Annotated in this window: 16 protein-coding genes; all 16 read left to right on the top strand. The window is 64.2% G+C overall.

The genetic code is table 11. The features are described from left to right. Positions 1–209 precede the first annotated feature (209 nt). The 16 genes from coq7 to ftsZ all read left to right on the top strand — a co-directional run bounded on the left by coq7 (position 210) and on the right by ftsZ (position 18,688). Entirely contained in the window at positions 210–854 is a 645-nt protein-coding gene (coq7, locus tag NK8_RS12150) for a 2-polyprenyl-3-methyl-6-methoxy-1,4-benzoquinone monooxygenase (protein WP_213228640.1), read from the top strand. Between the two features lie 389 nt (positions 855–1,243). After that, entirely contained in the window at positions 1,244–1,672 is a 429-nt protein-coding gene (mraZ, locus tag NK8_RS12145) for a division/cell wall cluster transcriptional repressor MraZ (RefSeq protein ID WP_061177703.1), read from the top strand. A 16-nt stretch (positions 1,673–1,688) separates the two neighbouring features. Next, positions 1,689–2,642 carry a 16S rRNA (cytosine(1402)-N(4))-methyltransferase RsmH gene (rsmH, locus tag NK8_RS12140; RefSeq protein ID WP_213226492.1) on the top strand — a complete coding sequence of 318 codons (954 nt, stop codon included), beginning with the start codon at positions 1,689–1,691 and terminating at the stop codon, positions 2,640–2,642. After that, entirely contained in the window at positions 2,639–2,983 is a 345-nt protein-coding gene (gene ftsL, locus NK8_RS12135) for a cell division protein FtsL (RefSeq protein ID WP_213226491.1), read from the top strand. The genes rsmH and ftsL overlap by 4 nt, the downstream gene beginning before the upstream one ends. Beyond that, positions 2,980–4,836 (top strand): penicillin-binding protein 2, encoded by a 1,857-nt coding sequence (locus NK8_RS12130; protein ID WP_213226490.1) that lies wholly within the window; start codon positions 2,980–2,982, stop codon positions 4,834–4,836. The genes ftsL and NK8_RS12130 overlap by 4 nt, the downstream gene beginning before the upstream one ends. Next, positions 4,833–6,377, top strand: a complete 1,545-nt coding sequence (locus NK8_RS12125; RefSeq protein WP_213226489.1) for a UDP-N-acetylmuramoyl-L-alanyl-D-glutamate--2,6-diaminopimelate ligase — start codon at positions 4,833–4,835, stop codon at positions 6,375–6,377. The genes NK8_RS12130 and NK8_RS12125 overlap by 4 nt, the downstream gene beginning before the upstream one ends. Beyond that, positions 6,374–7,804, top strand: coding sequence for a UDP-N-acetylmuramoyl-tripeptide--D-alanyl-D-alanine ligase (murF, locus tag NK8_RS12120; RefSeq protein WP_213226488.1), 1,431 nt, complete (start codon positions 6,374–6,376; stop codon positions 7,802–7,804). The genes NK8_RS12125 and murF overlap by 4 nt, the downstream gene beginning before the upstream one ends. A 23-nt stretch (positions 7,805–7,827) precedes the next feature. Further along, positions 7,828–8,997, top strand: a complete 1,170-nt coding sequence (mraY, locus tag NK8_RS12115; protein WP_061177709.1) for a phospho-N-acetylmuramoyl-pentapeptide-transferase — start codon at positions 7,828–7,830, stop codon at positions 8,995–8,997. Between the two features lie 48 nt (positions 8,998–9,045). After that, on the top strand, positions 9,046–10,557 hold the full coding sequence (murD, locus tag NK8_RS12110) for a UDP-N-acetylmuramoyl-L-alanine--D-glutamate ligase (RefSeq protein ID WP_213226487.1): 1,512 nt from the start codon (positions 9,046–9,048) through the stop codon (positions 10,555–10,557). Beyond that, the gene (gene ftsW, locus NK8_RS12105; protein ID WP_162066368.1) at positions 10,554–11,831 is read left to right on the top strand and encodes a putative lipid II flippase FtsW; all 1,278 of its coding nucleotides are present in this window, start codon (positions 10,554–10,556) and stop codon (positions 11,829–11,831) included. Before murD ends, ftsW begins: the two co-directional genes overlap by 4 nt. After that, complete coding sequence (murG, locus tag NK8_RS12100) at positions 11,828–12,946, top strand: undecaprenyldiphospho-muramoylpentapeptide beta-N-acetylglucosaminyltransferase (protein WP_213226486.1); 1,119 nt, start codon at positions 11,828–11,830, stop codon at positions 12,944–12,946. Before ftsW ends, murG begins: the two co-directional genes overlap by 4 nt. 2 nt (positions 12,947–12,948) lie before the next feature. Continuing rightward, complete coding sequence (gene murC / locus NK8_RS12095) at positions 12,949–14,349, top strand: UDP-N-acetylmuramate--L-alanine ligase (protein WP_213226485.1); 1,401 nt, start codon at positions 12,949–12,951, stop codon at positions 14,347–14,349. Positions 14,350–14,374: 25 nt separating this feature from the next. Next, positions 14,375–15,316 (top strand): D-alanine--D-alanine ligase, encoded by a 942-nt coding sequence (locus NK8_RS12090; RefSeq protein ID WP_213226484.1) that lies wholly within the window; start codon positions 14,375–14,377, stop codon positions 15,314–15,316. Positions 15,317–15,350: 34 nt separating this feature from the next. Next, on the top strand, positions 15,351–16,103 hold the full coding sequence (locus tag NK8_RS12085; protein ID WP_162066364.1) for a cell division protein FtsQ/DivIB: 753 nt from the start codon (positions 15,351–15,353) through the stop codon (positions 16,101–16,103). Between the two features lie 27 nt (positions 16,104–16,130). Then, positions 16,131–17,363 (top strand): cell division protein FtsA, encoded by a 1,233-nt coding sequence (gene ftsA / locus NK8_RS12080; RefSeq protein ID WP_213226483.1) that lies wholly within the window; start codon positions 16,131–16,133, stop codon positions 17,361–17,363. Positions 17,364–17,473: 110 nt separating this feature from the next. Continuing rightward, on the top strand, positions 17,474–18,688 hold the full coding sequence (ftsZ, locus tag NK8_RS12075) for a cell division protein FtsZ (protein ID WP_162066363.1): 1,215 nt from the start codon (positions 17,474–17,476) through the stop codon (positions 18,686–18,688). Positions 18,689–18,690: the final 2 nt, after the last annotated feature.

Here is an 18,690-nt window from a genome sequence, read left to right as displayed (position 1 = left end):
TTGGTTTTGCAGGATTTTTGCGACCCGTGTTTGCCCTAGTTACTAAAATGACCGCTGTCGAAGGGGCATTTTCCGTCCCTTCGGTCAGGTTCCCGAAGGGGTGATAGGGTGAGCTGACGCAGCCGTCGCCGCTCGGCGATGTGCGCTAAAATCCGCGTTTTCCGCCAAACGCCCGTACGGTTTTGGCGACCAAGATGAGGGGTGACAACATGACGCTCGATGAAGTCATCAGCGAGTTCGATCGAGGATTGCGGTCCATGACCGGCGTGAGCCGCATGTCGCGCCCCATTCCAGAGTCGGCCAACGCGCAAGAAGATATCCTCTCCGAAGAATCGCAACTGACCGAGAAAGAGCGCGCCCATTCGGCGGGCCTGATGCGCGTGAACCACGTCGGCGAGGTTTGCGCACAGGCGCTTTATCAGGCGCAGAAGCTCGCGACGCAATCGCCCGAGCTCAAGGCGAACTTCGAGCAGGCGGCTCGCGAAGAAGAAGACCATCTCGCGTGGACGTCGAAACGGCTGCAGGATCTGGAATCGCGGCCGAGCTTGCTGAATCCGCTCTGGTACGCGGGCGCGCTCGCGATCGGTTTTGTGGCGGGGCGCTTCGGCGATCGCGCGAGCCTCGGCTTCATGGCCGAAACCGAGCGCCAGGTCGAGCATCACCTCGACGGTCACATGAAGATCTTGCCCGCGAACGATCACGCATCACGCGCGATCGTCGAGCAGATGCGTCTCGACGAAAGCGCGCATGCCGCTGCCGCAATCGGCGCGGGCGGCAGCGAAGTGCCTTTCCCGGTCCGCGCGCTGATGCGCGCTGCATCGAAAGTCATGACCCGCACGGCGTATTACATATAGTGCGATGAACGTCCCGGCCGATCCGCACGCCGGTCGGCCGAGACCCCCGCGGCCGCTTTCCACCTGTGGCCCACAAATCGGCCTTAAAGACCGTTACATTTCTCTCATTTCGGCAGTTGATTTCACGTACTACCTTCACATCCGCCACTAGCTCTCTAATTCATAACGGTTTTCTCTTTTCGCGTCACTTCAAGCTCCTACGCTAAGTCCTTGTTCTAGCAAATAAAAATCACTCGAAAAGAAGGTACGCGTCTTGACCGAGGAAATACCTTCCTCTAAAGTGGGAGACAGTGTGAGAAAGTGGTCTTTTGTGTGATTCAGAGCCCATTTTCGAGCAAATCTGAGTGGGACGGACGTCACGGTGGGCGTCTGAAACGGGGAGAGGGCGAGTGTTCCAGGGGGCGTCGGCGCTGACGCTCGATGCGAAAGGACGGATGTCCATTCCGTCGCGCTATCGGGATGCGCTGCAAGGGCAGGCAGAAGGTCGGGTGACGCTCACAAAGAGCCCGGATGGATGCCTGTTGCTCTTTCCTCGTCCGGAGTGGGAAGTCTTTCGCGCGAAGGTCGCCGCGCTTCCGATGGAAGCCATGTGGTGGCGGCGCATCTTTCTCGGTAATGCAATGGATGTCGAACTCGACGGCAACGGGCGCGTGCTGGTCTCGCCCGAATTGCGCTCGGCCGCGTCGCTGGAAAAAGACGTGACGCTGCTCGGCATGGGCGCGCACTTCGAGTTGTGGGATTCGCAGACTTACGCGGCGAACGAAGCCGCGGCGATGGCGCAGGGCATGCCCGACGCGCTGAAGAACTTCACTTTCTGATGCGGCGCTGAAGACCATGGCGAAGTCGTCGGGAAATGAGCTGCAGCATCGCACGGTGCTGCTGAAGGAAGCGGTGGACGGACTGATCACCCGCACGGACGGCATCTATATAGATGGCACGTTCGGGCGCGGCGGTCATAGCCGGGTGATCTTGCAGCGGTTGGGAGAAGCGGGGCAGCTCATCGCCTTCGACAAGGATCCTCTCGCGATCGCCACGGCGCAACAGATTCAGGACGCGCGCTTTTCGATCGTGCACGACAGTTTCGCGGTGTTGCGCGATGCGGCGGCCGAGCGTGGGGTAGGGCGGGTGTCGGGCGTATTGCTCGACCTTGGCGTGTCGTCGCCGCAGGTGGACGACCCGGAGCGCGGCTTCAGCTTCCGCGCGCAAGGTCCGCTCGACATGAGGATGGACCCGACTCGCGGCGAGTCGGCAGCCGAGTGGCTCGCGCGAGCCACGGTGCAGGAAATTACGGAGGTCATCAGAGATTATGGGGAAGAACGGTTTGCTTTTCAGATTGCAAAGGCGCTTGTTGCTCGCCGGGCAGAGTCCGACCGTCTTGGGCCTCTCGACAGCACGGGCGAGCTTGCCGAAATCGTGGGTCACGTCGTCAAAACCCGTGAAAAGGGCAAGGACCCGGCAACTCGCACCTTTCAGGCTATACGGATTCACGTCAATCAAGAGCTTGCGGAGCTGCAGGTAGTACTCGAATCGGCACTGGCATTGTTGGAGCAAGGGGGGCGGCTGGTCGTGATCAGCTTTCATTCACTCGAAGACCGGATCGTCAAGCGGTTCATGCAGGCGCACGCGAGCGCGCCGGCGGTGGATCGTCGCTTGCCGATCCGCGCGGTCGATCTTCCCAGCCCGCCGATGCGGGTGGTCGGCCGCGTGTTTCCGAGCGAAGCTGAAGTCGTCGATAACCCGCGCGCTCGTTCCGCGGTGATGCGTATCGCTGAGCGGATCGTGCCATGAACCGTCTCAATATCTTCCTGCTGATCATCGTGCTGGGCTGCGCGCTGTCGGTCGTCAGCTCCACCAATCAGCAGCGGGAGATTTTCATCGACCTGCAGCGGGCGCAATCGCAGGAGCGCCAGCTTCAGCAGGATTACGCGCAGTTGCAATACCAGCAGAGCGCGCTGTCGAAGACATCGCGCATTGAGCAGTTGGCCACCAACTCACTGAAGATGCAGCCCGTGACGACCGGCCGCACGCAATACCTCACCTACGACTCGGCGACCAACAAGGCCGCCGACGCACCCATGCCGCCGCCGCTGCCGGCGTCGGCGCCGCCTGCACGCGGAGCCAAGCGATGAAAAAGTCCGCGAAGCAGAAAGACATCGCTCACGTACCGAACCCGCTCCTCGCCGTTCGCCTGCCGATGTGGCGCTCGAAGTTCGTCGTGTTCCTGCTGTTCATGGCGTTCGTCGCGCTTGCCGCCCGTGCGTTCTGGATTCAGGGTCCGGGCAACGCGTTTTTCAAGAAGCAGGGCGAGAGCCGCTATCAGCGCACGCTCGAACTGCCGGCGACGCGCGGGCAGATCCGCGACCGCAACGGCCTCGTGCTCGCGACGAGCCTGCCGGTAAAGGCCGTCTGGGCGATCCCCGAAGCCGTGCCGAACGATCTCGGCGCGGAAAAGTTCGCGCAACTGTCGAAGTTGCTCGAAATGCCGGAAAAGGAGCTGCGCGCGAAGCTGTCGATGGACAAGACCTTCGTCTACGTGAAGCGCCAGGTGCCGCTCGAAGTCGCGCAGAAAGTCGCCGCGCTGGATATCCCCGGCATTTATTCGCGCGGCGAATACAAGCGCTTCTATCCGGAAGGCGAAATCACCGCGCATCTGATCGGCTTTACTAATATTGAAGACAAGGGACAGGAAGGCGTCGAACTCGGCGACCAGCACGTTCTCGCCGGCACGCCGGGCATGCGGCGCGTCATCAAGGACCGCATGGGCCATATCGTCGAGGACGTCGACGAACAGGTCGTGCCGCACAACGGCGCGGATGTCGAACTCTCGATCGACAGCAAGATTCAGTACATCGCGTACACGAACCTGAAAGCCGCCGTCGAGAAGTCGAAGGCAAAGGCAGGCGCGGCGATCGTGATCGACACGAAGACGGGCGAAGTGCTCGCGCTCGTCAACTATCCCACGTACAACCCGAACGACCGCTCGCGCATGACCGGCGAGCAGTTGCGCAACCGCATTCTCACGGACACGTTCGAGCCGGGCTCGATCATGAAGCCGTTCACCGTTTCGCTCGCGCTCGATCTGCATCGCGTGACGCCGAACACGCTCGTGGAAACGGGCGGCGGCGTGTTCGTGCTCGACGGCGCGCGCATCACGGACGATTCCGGTTTCGGCACGCTCACTGTCGGCGGCGTGATTCAGAAGTCGAGCAATATCGGCGCGACCAAAATTGCGATGCAATTGCGTCCTGAAGAAATGTGGAACATGTACACGGGTCTCGGGCTCGGTCAGGCGCCGAAAGTCGGTTTTCCGGGCGCGGTGACCGGGCGTCTGCGGCCGTGGAAAAGCTGGCGGCGCATCGAGCAGGCGACGATGTCCTACGGCTACGGCCTGTCCGCCTCGCTGTTTCAGCTCGCGCGCGCGTACACGGCGATCGCGCACGACGGCGAGGTCCTGCCGGTGTCGATTTTCCGGACGCCGGGCGATCAGCCGGTCGTCGGCCAGCAGATTTTTTCGCCGACCACCGCGCGTCAAGTGCGGGCGATGCTCGAAACCGTGACGGCGAAGGGCGGCACGTCGCCGGATGCGGCGGTGCCGGGCTATCGCGTCGGCGGCAAGTCGGGTACGGCTTACAAGCACGGCGGCCACGGCTACGACAAGTCGAAGTACCGCGCATCGTTCGTCGGCATGGCGCCGATGCCGAATCCGCGCATCGTCGTGGCGGTTTCGGTCGACGAACCGACGGTCGGCAGCCACTTCGGCGGCCAGGTGTCGGGGCCGGTGTTCTCGGGCATCGTCGGCGATACGCTGCGCGCGCTCAACGTGCCGCCCGACATGCCGGTCAAGCAGATGGTCGTCACGGACGATTCGAATTCCGCAGCACAACCGGCCGCGCAGCAGCCGGCGAACCTGAACAACGCGAACGCCGCGAAGAAAGTCGCGGTGTCGAGCAATATGAAGACGCACCCGGGAGTCGTGCGATGAGCGCGCAAGCCCGACAGACCAAGATGCAGAAGGACGTATCACATGCCGTTCAATGGCTGCGCGCGCGCGTGCAGCCCGAGGCGCACTTGCACGCCGACACGCGCTCGCTCAAAAGCGGCGATGCGTTCCTCGCCTATGCGGTCGATGGTGCGGATAACCGTCCGTATCTCGACGCCGCGCTGGCCGCCGGCGCGGCCGCAGCGTTGTATCAGCCGGAAAACTTCGCGGGCAAGCCGGACGCATCGAAGGCGCTCGCCGTGAAGGCGCTCAACGGACTCGCCGGTCCGATCGCGTCCGCGTGGTACGGCGAGCCGACCGCGTCGATGCTGACCGTCGGCGTGACGGGCACGAACGGCAAGACCTCGTGCAGCCAGTGGATCGCCACGGCGCTGACGGCGCTCGGCCGCCCTTGCGCGATCGTCGGCACGCTCGGTATCGGCATGCCGGGCAAGCTCGTGCATAGCGGCTTCACCACGCCCGACGCGCCGCAGCTTCAACGCAATCTCGCGCAACTGAAGACGCAGGGCGCGGAAGGCGTTGCGATGGAAGTGTCGTCGCACGCGCTGCATCAGGGGCGCGTGAACGGCGTCGATTTCGACATCGCGATCTTCACGAATCTCACGCAGGATCATCTCGACTACCACGGCACCTTGGACGCGTACGAAGCGGCGAAGGTGCGTCTGTTCGCGTGGCCGTCGCTCAAGACGGCGATCGTCAATCGCGACGATGCGGCCGGCCAGCGCCTGATCGAATCGCTGCGCGGCAAGGTACGCACGATTGCGTACGGCGTCGAAATGCCTGCCAGCGCCGCGCCGCGCGCCGACGCGATGCTGCTCGCGACGCAGGTCCGCGCGACGGCAACCGGCACCGCGTTTCATCTGTCGTCCGACTGGGGCGAAGCCGATGTCGAAGTCGGCACGCTCGGTACGTTCAACGTGAGCAACCTGCTTTCGGTGCTCGGCGTGCTGCTCGAAGTCGGCGTGCCGTTCGATGCCGCGATCACGCGCATCGAAAAGCTCGAATCGGTAAACGGCCGCATGGAGCGTCTCGGCGGACGTGTTCAGAGCGACGAGCCGCTCGTCGTGATCGACTACGCGCACACGCCCGACGCGCTCGATAAAACCCTCGCCGCGCTGCGCCCGATCGCGGCGGCGCGCGGCGGCGAGCTCGTCTGCATGTTCGGCTGCGGCGGCGACCGCGACGCGACCAAGCGTCCGCTGATGGGCGAAATCGCCGAACGTCTCGCGGATCAGGTCGTCATCACGAGCGACAATCCGCGCAGCGAAGACCCGCAAGCCATCATCGACCAGATCGCCGCCGGCATGAACGACGCAGCGAAAGCGCGCCGCATCGAGGACCGCGCGAGCGCAATCCTGCAGGCGATCCGCTCGGCCGCGCGCGAGGATGTCGTCGTGCTCGCGGGCAAGGGACACGAAGCCACGCAGGAAATCATGGGCAAGAAGCGCGCGTTCTCGGATCAGGATCACGCGCGCCTCGCGCTGGCCGCACGTGCCACACAACAGCGCGGAGGCGGCGAATGACGATGTTCACGTTGCGCGAAGCCGCCGCGATGATTCCCGGCGCCACGATCAAGGGCGATCACAACGTGGCCATCGGGCGCATCGTCACGGACAGCCGTGGCGTTCAGGCAGGTGACCTGTTCGTCGCGGTGAAGGGCGATCGCTTCGATGCACATGATTTCCTTGATCAGGTGGCGAAGAGCGGCGCGTCCGCGGCGCTCGTGTCACGCGACCCGAGCAACGCCGATGCCTGGCCACTTCCTGTCATCAAGGTAAAGGACACGCGCGCCGCGCTCGGTGCGCTGGCGCACGGCTGGCGCAAGCGCTTCACGATGCCGCTCGTCGCCGTGACGGGCAGCAACGGCAAGACCACCGTGAAGGAGATGATCGCGTCGATCTTCGCGGCGTCGGTCGGAGAAGACGCGCGTCTCGCAACCGCTGGCAACTTCAACAACGACATCGGCTTGCCGCTCACGCTGTTCCGTCTGAACGCGTCGCACAAGCTCGCGGTGGTCGAGCTCGGCATGAACCATCCGGGCGAAACGGAAGTGCTCGGCAAGATCGCCGCGCCGGATGTCGCTGTCGTCAACAACGCGCAGCGCGAGCATCAGGAGTTCATGGCGACGGTCGAAGCGGTCGCGCTCGAACACGCGTCGGTGATTCACGCGCTGGGCGAAACGGGCACCGCCGTGTTCCCCGCCGACGATCAGTACGCCGTCTTCTGGCGTACCGCCGCGACGGACAACGCGATCATCGACTTCGCATTGACGGACGACGCAACGAAGGCGGCTGTTACCGGCACGCTCGATGGCACGACGGTGCATATGCGTACGCCGCAAGGCGCGCTCGACGTCGCGCTGAACGTGCTCGGCGAACACAACGCGCGCAACGCCATGGCCGCTACTGCCGCCGCGCTCGCTGCGGGCGTTTCGCTCGACGCGATCAAGCGCGGCCTCGAAGCGTTCCAGCCGGTGAAGGGCCGCCTGCAGGTGAAGCGCGCGGTGCTCGGCGCGCTGAACGGCGCGACCGTCATCGACGACACGTACAACTCGAATCCCGATTCCATGCGCGCCGCGATCGACGTGCTCGCATCGCAAGCTTCGCCACGCGTGCTCGTGATGGGCGACATGGGCGAAGTCGGCGAGGAAGGCCCGGCGTTTCATCGCGAAGTCGGTGCGTATGCGGCCGAATGCGGCATCGATGCGCTCTTCGCGCTCGGCGCCTCTAGTGCCGATTCGGTGAACGCATTCAACGCGCGAGCATCGAAGCAGACCGCACGGCATTTCGGCGACGTCGCCGAACTGATCGCAGCACTCGAACACGCAGGCTACGGCAACAAGGCCACGTATCTCGCGAAAGGCTCGCGCTTCATGAAGATGGAGCGCGTGGTGGACGCCCTGACGAGTCCACAACAACCCGCTGCGGGCAACGCGCCCGCCGCACATTGATTCACTGAAAGAGAAGGACCAGCATGCTACTCGCACTCGCGCAATGGCTACAGAATGACGCCAGCTTCATGCGCGTGTTTACCTACATCACGTTCCGCGCCGTGGGTGCCACGGCGACGGCGCTTCTGATCGGTCTCGTCTGCGGCCCGTGGGTCATCCGCAAGCTGAGCGCGCTCAAGGTCGGCCAGGCCGTGCGCAAGGACGGACCGCAGACGCACCTCGTCAAATCCGGCACGCCGACCATGGGCGGCGTGCTGATTCTCATCGGCATCGCGGTATCCACGCTGTTGTGGGCCGATCTCACGAACCGCTTCGTGTGGATCGTGATGCTCGTCACTTTCGGCTTTGGCGTGATCGGCTGGGTGGACGACTATCGCAAGGTCGTGCACAAGGACCCGCGCGGCATGTCCTCGCGCGAGAAGTATTTCTGGCAATCGGTGATCGGCATTTTCGCGGCGGTGTATCTCGCGTTCTCCGTGTCCGAAGCGAACAACGCGCGCGTCTTCGACCTCTTCATGGCGTGGGTGCGCAGCGGCCTGTCGATGGGCCTGCCCGCGCGCGCCGACCTGATGCTGCCGTTCCTCAAGTCAATTACCTATCCGCTCGGCGTGTGGGGCTTCATCGCGATGACGTATTTCGTGATCGTCGGTTCGAGCAACGCGGTGAATCTCACCGATGGTCTCGACGGCCTCGTCATCATGCCCGTCGTGCTCGTGGGCGCGTCGCTCGGCGCGTTCGCGTACGTGATGGGCAGCTCGGTCTATTCGAAGTATCTGCTGTTCCCGCACATTCCCGGCGCGGGCGAACTTTTGATCTTTTGTTCCGCAATGGGAGGCGCGGGTCTCGCGTTTCTCTGGTACAACACGCACCCCGCGCAGGTCTTCATGGGCGATGTCGGCGCACTCGCGCTCGGCGGCGCGCTCGGCACGATCGCGGTGATCGTCCGTCAGGAGATCGTGCTGTTCATCATGGGCGGCATCTTCGTCGCGGAAACGCTCTCCGTGATGCTGCAGGTCTTCTGGTTCAAGTTCACGAAGCGACGCTACGGCGAAGGCCGCCGTTTCTTCAAGATGGCGCCGCTGCATCACCACTACGAGCTGTCCGGCTGGACCGAGACGCAAGTGGTGGTGCGCTTCTGGATCATCACGTTGATGTTGTGCCTGTTCGGTCTGTCGACGCTCAAGTTGCGTTGATCCTTTTGCGTTTTCGCAGTTATTCGGGCTTTTGGGAAAGGTAAAGCGATGTTTGGCGAGAAGTTTGTCGGTCGGCAAAGTCCGATGGTGCTCGTGCTTGGACTCGGTGAATCCGGTCTGGCGATGGCGCGCTGGTGCGCCAGGCACGGTTGCCGCCTGAAGATCGCCGATACGCGCGAAACTCCGCCGAATCTTTCCGAACTCGCGATCCACAAGATCGACGCTGATTTCGTCGGCGGCGCGTTCACGCCCGCTTTGCTCGATGGCGGCATCGAACTCGTTGCGATCAGCCCCGGTCTTTCGCCGCTCGCGCCGGACCTCGCGCCCTTGATCGCCGCAGCGAACGAACGCGGCATTCCCGTATGGGGCGAGCTCGAACTCTTCGCGCAGGCGCTCGCCGGACTCGGCGTGAATGGCTACGCGCCGAAGGTCATCGCCATCACCGGCACGAACGGCAAGACCACGACGACCGCGCTCACCGGCCTGTTGTGCGAGCGCGCGGGCAAGTCGGTCGCGGTCGCGGGCAACATCAGCCCGGCCATGCTCGACAAACTGACCGAAGCCATCGATCAAACCGCGCTGCCCGATGTCTGGGTGCTCGAACTGTCGAGCTTCCAGCTGGAGACCGCGCACACCTTCGCACCCGATGCCGCTGCGGTGCTCAACATCACGCAGGATCATCTCGACTGGCACGGCGGCCTCGACGCGTACGCCGCCGCGAAGGGCCGCATCTTCGGCCCGCGCACCACGCGCGTGCTGAACCGCGACGACGCCCGCACGATGGCGCTCGCGAAGAACATCGCGCAGGACCGCGTCGTGACGTTCGGGCTGAACGAGCCGTGTCACGTCGGCGATTACGGTCTGCTGCGCGACAACGGCATGGCGTGGCTGGCCGTCGGCGTCGACCAGGATGCAGCCGATGAACCCGCGCCGTCGCGCCGCCGCAAGCAGGACATCAGCGAGCCGAACGTCGTGTCAAAGCGGCTGATGCCCGTCGATGCGCTGCGTATCCGCGGTCTTCACAACGCGGCGAACGCGCTCGCCGCGCTCGCGCTGACGCGCGCGATCGACCTGCCGCTCGCCGCCTTGCTGCACGGCTTGCGCGAATATCGCGGCGAGCCGCATCGCGTGGAAGTGATCGCGCAGATCGACGGCGTCGATTACGTCGACGACAGCAAGGGCACCAACGTCGGTGCGACGGTCGCCGCGCTCGACGGCCTCGCGCAACGCATCGTGCTGATCGCCGGCGGCGACGGCAAGGGTCAGGACTTCTCGCCGCTGGAAGCACCCGTCGCACGCTGGGCGCGCGCGGTCATGCTGATCGGCCGCGATGCGCCGCGCATCCGCGAAACGCTCGCATCGACGGGCGTCGCGCTCGAAGATCACGCGACGCTCGAAGCCGCGACGAACGCCGCCGCGTGCATCGCCGAAGCCGGCGATGCCGTGCTGCTCTCGCCGGCGTGCGCGAGCCTCGACATGTTCAAGAACTACGCACATCGCGCTGAGGTATTTCGCAGCGCGGTCGAAGAAATTGCCGCCGCGCGGGGAGTGATGCTATGAGCTGGTCGGAACGCTTCGGATCGAAACTCAGCGGCCAGCGCAACGCGATGCCGAGCGACTCGCTCGCGGGCCGTTCGAATTCGGGTACGCGTGGCGGCATTTCGAGCGCGGTGAACGGCGTGCGTCCCGCGCGCTCGCGCATGCTCGACTACGACTATTCGCTGCTGTGGGTGATGATCGCGCTGCTCGGACTCGGCATCGTGATGGTGTATTCGGCGTCGATCGCCATGCCCGATTCGCCGAAGTACGCGAGCTACCGCGACTATCACTTCCTCGTGCGTCATCTGATTTCGATCACGACGGCGCTCGTCGGCGCGATCATCGCGTTCAAGATTCCGATCAAGACGTGGGAAAAATACGCGCCGAAGTTTTTTTTGATCGCGCTGGTGTTACTCGTCATCGTTCTGATTCCGCACCTCGGTAAAGGTGTGAACGGGGCGCGCCGCTGGATTCCGCTCGGCATTACGAACATGCAGCCGTCGGAAATCATGAAGCTCGCGGTGACGATCTACGCCGCGAACTACACCGTGCGCAAGCAGGAATTCATGCACAGCTTCGGCAAGGGCTTTCTGCCGATGGCGGTTGCGGTCGGCGCCGTGGGCGCGCTGCTGCTGCTCGAACCGGACATGGGCGCGTTCATGGTGATCGCCGCGATCGCGATGGGCGTGCTGTTCCTCGGCGGCGTGAACGGCAAGCTGTTCGGCGGTCTCGTCGCGACGGCAGTCGGCACGTTCGCGCTGCTCGTGTGGGCGTCGCCGTGGCGCCGTGAGCGGATCTTCGCGTATCTCGATCCGTGGGACGACCGCTACGCGCAGGGCAAGGCGTATCAATTGACGCACTCGCTGATCGCGTTCGGGCGCGGCGAGTGGTTCGGCGTCGGTCTCGGCGGCAGTGTCGAGAAGCTCAACTATCTTCCCGAAGCGCACACCGACTTCATTCTCGCGGTGATCGGCGAGGAGCTTGGTTTCGTCGGCGTGATCTGCGTGATTCTGCTGTTCTACTGGATCGTGCGCCGCGCGTTCGAGATCGGCCGTCAGGCGCTCGCGCTCGACCGCACGTTCGCCGGTCTGATGGCGAAGGGCGTCGGCATCTGGTTCGGCGCGCAGACCTTCATCAACATGGGCGTGAACCTCGGCCTTCTGCCGACCAAGGGTCTCACGCTGCCGCTCGTCAGCTACGGCGGCTCCGGTATTTTGCTGAATTGCGTCGCGCTGGCGGTGTTGCTGCGCGTCGATTACGAGAATCGTGTGCTGATGCGCGGAGGAAAGGTATGACCGCGCAGAGCAACCGCACGCTGATGGTCATGGCGGGAGGCACCGGGGGCCACGTGTTCCCGGGGCTCGCGGTCGCGCACTGGATGCAGGCGCATGGCTGGCGCGTGGTATGGCTCGGCAACGCGAGCGGCATGGAAGCGACGCTCGTGCCGAAGCACGGCATTCCGATGGAATACGTACGCTTCGGCGGCGTGCGCGGCAAGGGCGTCAAGACCAAGCTGATGCTGCCGGTCAATCTGTTGCGCGCGTGTTCGCAGAGCCTTGCGGCGCTGCGCCGTGTGAAGCCGGACGTCGTGCTCGGCATGGGCGGCTACATCACGTTTCCGGCGGGCATCATGACGAAGCTCGCGGGCTGCCCGCTCGTGCTGCACGAACAAAATTCGATCGCAGGACTCGCGAACAAGATGCTCGCGCATCTCGCGAAGCGCGTGCTGGTCGCGTTCCCCAATGCTCTGCCGAATGCCGAATGGACCGGTAATCCGATCCGTGCGGAACTAACGAGCGCATTGCCACCCAAAGAACGCTACGCCGCGCGTTCCGGACGCCTGAACGTGCTCGTCGTGGGCGGCAGTCTGGGCGCGGCTGCATTGAACGAAACGGTGCCGAAGGCGCTCGCCATGCTCTCGCCGGACGAGCGTCCGCGCATCGTGCATCAGGCGGGCGCAAAGCATATCGAGGCACTGGAAGCGAACTATGCGGCAGCGGGTTTCGCGCGCGGCGACGACCTGCAGCTCGTGCCGTTCATCGAGGACATGGCGAGCGCGTATGCATCGGCGGATCTCGTCATCTGCCGCTCGGGCGCGATGACCGTTTCGGAGATCGCGGCGGTCGGCGTGGCAGCGCTCTTCGTGCCGTTCCCGTTCGCCGTCGACGATCACCAGACGACCAACGGCGCATTTCTCGCGAAGAACGGCGCGGCTGAATTGATACAACAACGCGATTTGTCGGCGCAAAAGCTCGCCGACTGGTTACGCGCACAGACGCGCGACACGCTCGCCGAGATGGCCGAGCGCTCGCGCGCACTGGCAAAACCGGATGCGACCGAAAGGGTCGCGAGCGTTTGCGCCGACGTGGCCGGCGCGCGTGTGAACGCGCAAGCTCGGGAGGCACACTGAACATGAAACATATCGTCAAGCATATTCATTTCGTCGGGATCGGCGGCGCGGGCATGAGCGGCATCGCCGAAGTGCTGCTCAATCTCGGCTATCACGTGAGCGGCTCGGATCTCTCGAACGGCGCGGTCACTGAGCGCTTGCGTGCGCTCGGCGCGCGTGTCGAGATCGGCCATCACGAGCAGAACATCGAAGGCGCGAATGCGGTCGTCGTGTCGACGGCCGTGCGCGCGGACAATCCCGAAGTGCTCGCCGCGCGCCATCGCCGCGTGCCGATCGTGCCGCGCGCCGTGATGCTCGCGGAGCTGATGCGTCTGAAGCAGGGCATCGCGATTGCCGGCACGCACGGCAAGACCACGACGACTTCGCTCGTCGCGAGCGTGCTTGCGGCGGGCGGGCTCGATCCGACCTTCGTGATCGGCGGCCGCCTGAACAGCGCGGGCGCGAACGCGCGGCTCGGCACGGGCGATTTCATCGTCGCGGAAGCGGACGAATCGGACGCGTCGTTCCTCAATCTCTTCCCGGTGATCGAGGTCATCACGAACATCGACGCCGATCACATGGACACCTACGGCCACGACTTCGCGCGGCTGAAGCAGGCGTTCATCGAGTTCACGCACCGGCTGCCGTTCTATGGCATCGCGGTGCTGTGCGTCGACGACCCGAACGTGCGCGAGATCCTGCCGTTCGTGTCGAAGCCGATCATCCGCTACGGTCTCGGGGCCGAAGCGCAGGTGCGCGCGGTCAACGTCGAGGCGCGCGATGGGCGCATGCATTTCACGACCTTGCGCGAAGACGCGCCGTCGCTCGACATCGTGCTGAACCTTCCGGGCACGCACAACGTGCAGAACGCGCTCGCGGCGATTGCGATCGCGACTGAACTCGAAGTCGCCGATGCCGATATCCAGCGTGCGCTCGCCGAATTCAACGGCGTGGGCCGGCGCTTCCAGCGTTACGGCGAAGTGAGCGCGAATGACGGCGCAGGCGCGTACACGCTGATCGACGACTATGGCCATCACCCGGTGGAAATGGCCGCGACGATCGCGGCGGCGCGCGGCGCGTTTCCCGGCCGGCGTCTCGTGCTCGCGTTCCAGCCGCATCGCTACACGCGCACGCGCGACTGCTTCGAGGATTTCGTGAGAGTGCTGTCGACGGTCGATGCGCTCGTGCTCACCGATGTCTATGCCGCAGGCGAAGCGCCCATCGTCGCCGCGGACGGCCGCGCGCTGGCGCGTGCGATTCGCGTCGCGGGCAAGGTCGAGCCGGTGTTCGTCGATACGGTGGATGAAGTGCCCGACGCGGTCACGACGATCGCGCGCAACGGCGACGTGGTGATCACGATGGGCGCCGGTTCCATCGGCGGCGTGTGCGGGAAGCTGGCGAACGTGGCAAACGGCCAGAACTGAAATGACAGACGTAACGAGCAATCAAGTGAATCAAATCGATCCGGCCGTGTTCGGCAAAGTCGCGGTGCTGCTCGGTGGTAACTCCGCCGAGCGCGAAGTCTCGCTCAATTCGGGACGGCTCGTGCTCGAAGGTCTGCGCGACGCAGGCATCGACGCGCATCCGTTCGATCCGGCCCGGCATCCGCTTTCGGATCTGAAGGCGCAAGGCTTCGTGCGCGCGTTCATCGCGCTGCATGGCGGTTACGGCGAGAACGGGCAACTGCAAGGCGCGCTCGATTTCTACGGCATTCGTTACACCGGCAGCGGCGTGCTCGGCTCGGCGCTCGGCATGGACAAGCTGCGCACCAAGCTCGTGTGGCAGCAGACCGGCATTCCGACGCCGCCGTTCGAGACCGTGTTCCGCGGCGAAGACTATGCGGCGCGCGCGCAGGACATCATCGCGAAGCTCGGGCTGCCGCTCTTCGTGAAGCCGGCGAGCGAAGGTTCGAGTGTCGCGGTGATCAAGGTGAAGAGCGCGGAAACGCTCGTGCCGGCGCTCGCGGAAGCCGCGAACTTCGACAAGATCGTGATCGTCGAGAAGAGCATCGAAGGCGGCGGTGAATTCACATGCTGCATCGCGGGCGATCTCGACCTGCCGGTCATCAAGATCGTGCCGGCGGGCGAGTTCTACGACTATCACGCGAAGTACGTCGCGGACGACACGCAATACCTGATTCCGTGCGGCCTGACGGACGCAGAGGAAGCGCGCATGAAGGCGCTGACCAAGCGCGCGTTCGAGATTCTCGGCTGCACCGACTGGGGCCGCGCCGACTTCATGCTCGATGTGGACGGCAACCCGTACTTCCTCGAAGTGAACACGGCGCCTGGCATGACGGGTCACTCGCTGCCGCCGAAGGCCGCGCGCGCGGTCGGCATCAGCTACAAGGATCTCGTCGTGAAGGTGCTGTCGCTCACGCTGAAGAATTAGGTCGATCACACACAGGACACGAACAAGCGAAACCATGTGGAACAACGTTCGCCAACTCAACCTCGCCGCCAACGCGCTGCACGTCGTGCTCGTGCTGCTGCTTCTGGCCGCCGCGGGTTACTGGGCGATCCAGCGTCCCGAGTTTCGCCTGCGCGAGATTCAGATCGACGGCGACACCACGCACGTCAGCAAGCCGGTCGTGCGCGCGAGCGTGGTCGGTCACCTGAAGGGCAACTTCTTCACGGTCGATCTGGATGCCGCGCGCGCAGCGTTCGAACAGGTGCCGTGGGTGCGTCATGCGAGCGTGCGCCGCGTGTGGCCGAACGCGCTCGCGGTAACGCTGGAAGAGTACAAGCCGCTCGGCACGTGGGGCAACGATCAACTGGTGAGCGTCGACGGCGATCTCTTCACGGCGAATCAGGGCGAGCTCGATGACGATCTGCCCGCGTTCGACGGCCCCGAAGGCACGGCAAAGGAAGTGGTCGCGCGGTATCGCGATTTCCAGAAGTGGTTCGCGCCGCTCGACGCGCAGCCCGAGGAAGTGACGCTGTCACCGCGTTTCGCGTGGACGGTCAAGCTCTCGAACGGCACGCAGATCGAACTGGGCCGCGAACGCAACCAGGACACGCTGAATGAGCGCTGCAAGCGTTTCGTCGCTTCGTGGACGTCCGTAACGGGACGATGGGGGAAGGACATCGAATATGCGGATTTGCGTTACCCGAACGGCTTCGCGATACGCGCAGCCGGCATGCGCTTCATCAACGACACCGACAAGGCCAAGAAGTAAGCAGACATCACAGGCAATGAGCACGCTATGAGCAAAGACTACAAAGACCTGCTGGTTTCCCTCGACATCGGAACGTCGAAGGTGGTCGCGATCGTCGCCGAACTGAAGGGCGAAGGCCACTACGAGGTGATCGGACTCGGTCAGAGCGACTCGAAGGGGTTGAAGAAGGGCGTCGTGGTCAATATCGAGGCCACGGTGCAATCCATCCAGCGCGCGCTGGAAGAAGCCGAGTTGATGGCGGATTGCAAGATCACGAACGTCTTCACCGGCATCGCGGGCAGCCATATCCGCAGCTTCAATTCGAGCGGCATGGTCGCGATCAAGGACAAGGAAGTCACGCAGGCGGACGTCGCGCGCGTGATCGAGACGGCCAAGGCGATCAATATCCCGACCGATCAGCAAGTGCTGCACATTCTGACGCAGGAATTCATCATCGACGGTCAGGAAGACGTGCGCGAGCCGATCGGCATGAGCGGCATCCGTCTCGAAGTGAAGGTGCACATCGTGACGGGCGCGGTGAGCGCGGCGCAGAACATCGTGAAGTGCGTGCGCCGCTGCGGCCTCGAAGTGAACGACCTGATCCTGCAACCGCTGGCGTCGTCGCTCGCGGTGCTGACCGAGGACGAGAAGGAACTCGGCGTGGTGCTCGTCGATATCGGCGGCGGCACGACCGACATCGCCATCTTCAGCGAAGGCGCGATCCGCCATACGGCGGTGATTCCGATCGCGGGCGACCAGATCACGAGCGACGTCGCGATGGCGCTGCGCACGCCGACGCCCGACGCGGAAGACATCAAGGTGAGCTACGGCATCGCGAAGCAGGCGCTCGCCGATCCGGACGAAATGATCGAAGTGCCGGGGCTCGGCGAACGCGGTCCGCGCACGCTGTCGCGTCAGGCGCTGGCGGCGGTGGTGGAGCCGCGCGTCGAAGAGCTGTTCTCGCTGGTGCAGCAGGTCGTGCGCGAGTCGGGCTACGAAGAGCTGCTGTCGAGCGGCGTCGTGCTGACCGGCGGCGCGGCGATGATGCCCGGCATGGTCGAGCTCGGCGAAGACATCTTCTTGAAGCCGGTGCGTATCGGCGTGCCGGAGTACGCGGGCGGTCTCGCGGACGTGGTGCGCAATCCGCGCTACTCGACTGCCATGGGCCTGCTCGCCGAAGGACGCTCGCAACGCATGCGCGGCCGCAAGGTCGCGGTGCAGAACGGTTCGATGGGACACGTGTTTTCGAGGATGAAGGACTGGTTCCTCGGAAACTTCTAAGCAAAACGCATTGAAACGAATTACGCGCTGGTACCGGCGGCTGGCGCGCGACGAAAGGTTGCCCGATCTTTCATCGAATAACGCCGATCTTCATTCTTGACGGAGGCAACATGGATTTCGAAATGCTGGAAACGGAAACCAACGGAACGATCATCAAGGTCGTGGGCGTTGGTGGTGCTGGCGGCAACGCGGTTCAGCACATGATCACGCGCGGCGTGCAGGGCGTCGACTTCATCGTGATGAACACCGACGCGCAAGCGCTCGCTCGTTCGCGCGCGCCGACGGTGCTGCAACTGGGCATGACGGGTCTGGGCGCCGGCGCGAAACCGGAGAAGGGCAAGGAATCGGCGGAAGACGCGCGCGAACGTATCGCCGATGCGCTGCGCGGCGCGCACATGGTGTTCATCACCGCGGGCATGGGCGGCGGCACGGGCACGGGCGCGGCGCCGGTGGTCGCGCAGATCGCCAAGGAAATGGGCATTCTGACCGTCGGCGTGGTGAGCAAGCCGTTCGAGTTCGAAGGTGGCCGCCGCATGCGCGTGGCCGAAGCTGGCTCGCAGCAACTGGAGGATCACGTCGACTCGCTGATCGTCGTGCTCAACGACAAGCTGTTCGAGGTGATGGGCGATGACGCCGAGATGGACAAGTGCTTCCAGTGCGCGGACGACGTGCTGAACAACGCTGTGGCCGGTATCGCGGAAATCATCAACGTCGATGGCCTCGTGAACGTCGACTTCGAAGACGTGAAGACGGTGATGGGCGAGCAGGGCAAGGCGATGATGGGCACGGCGACGGTCGCCGGCGTCGATCGCGCGCGCCTCGCTGCAGAACAGGCGGTCGCGAGCCCGCTGCTGGAAGGCGTGGATCTGTCGGGTGCGCGCGGCGTGCTGGTGAACATCACGTCGAGCCGTTCGCTGCGTCTGTCGGAAACGCGTGAAGTGATGAACACCATCAAGAGCTACGCGGCCGACGATGCCACGGTGATCTTCGGCGCGGTGTACGACGACGCGATGGGCGACGCACTGCGCGTGACGGTGGTGGCAACTGGTTTGGGCCGCGCGGCGAAGAAGCAGCAGCAAGCGCCGATGACCCTGCTGCGCACCGGCACCGACAACCAGCCGATCGCGCACGGCCATCAGCCTTCGCACAATCACAATACGTACGGCGCGCAGCACGGCCAGTCGACGACGGATTACGGTCAGCTCGACACGCCGGCAGTGTGGCGTTCGACCCGCGAAACCGCGGCATCGCACGTGCAGGCGCTGCAGGAAAAGGGCGTCGATACGTATGACATTCCGGCGTTCCTGCGCAAGCAGGCGGACTGAGC

It is taken from the genome of Caballeronia sp. NK8 (assembly GCF_018408855.1).
Taxonomy (GTDB): Bacteria; Pseudomonadota; Gammaproteobacteria; order Burkholderiales; family Burkholderiaceae; genus Caballeronia.
Note: the sequence above shows the minus strand (reverse complement) of the source record. Positions and strands in the feature narration are given on the sequence as shown.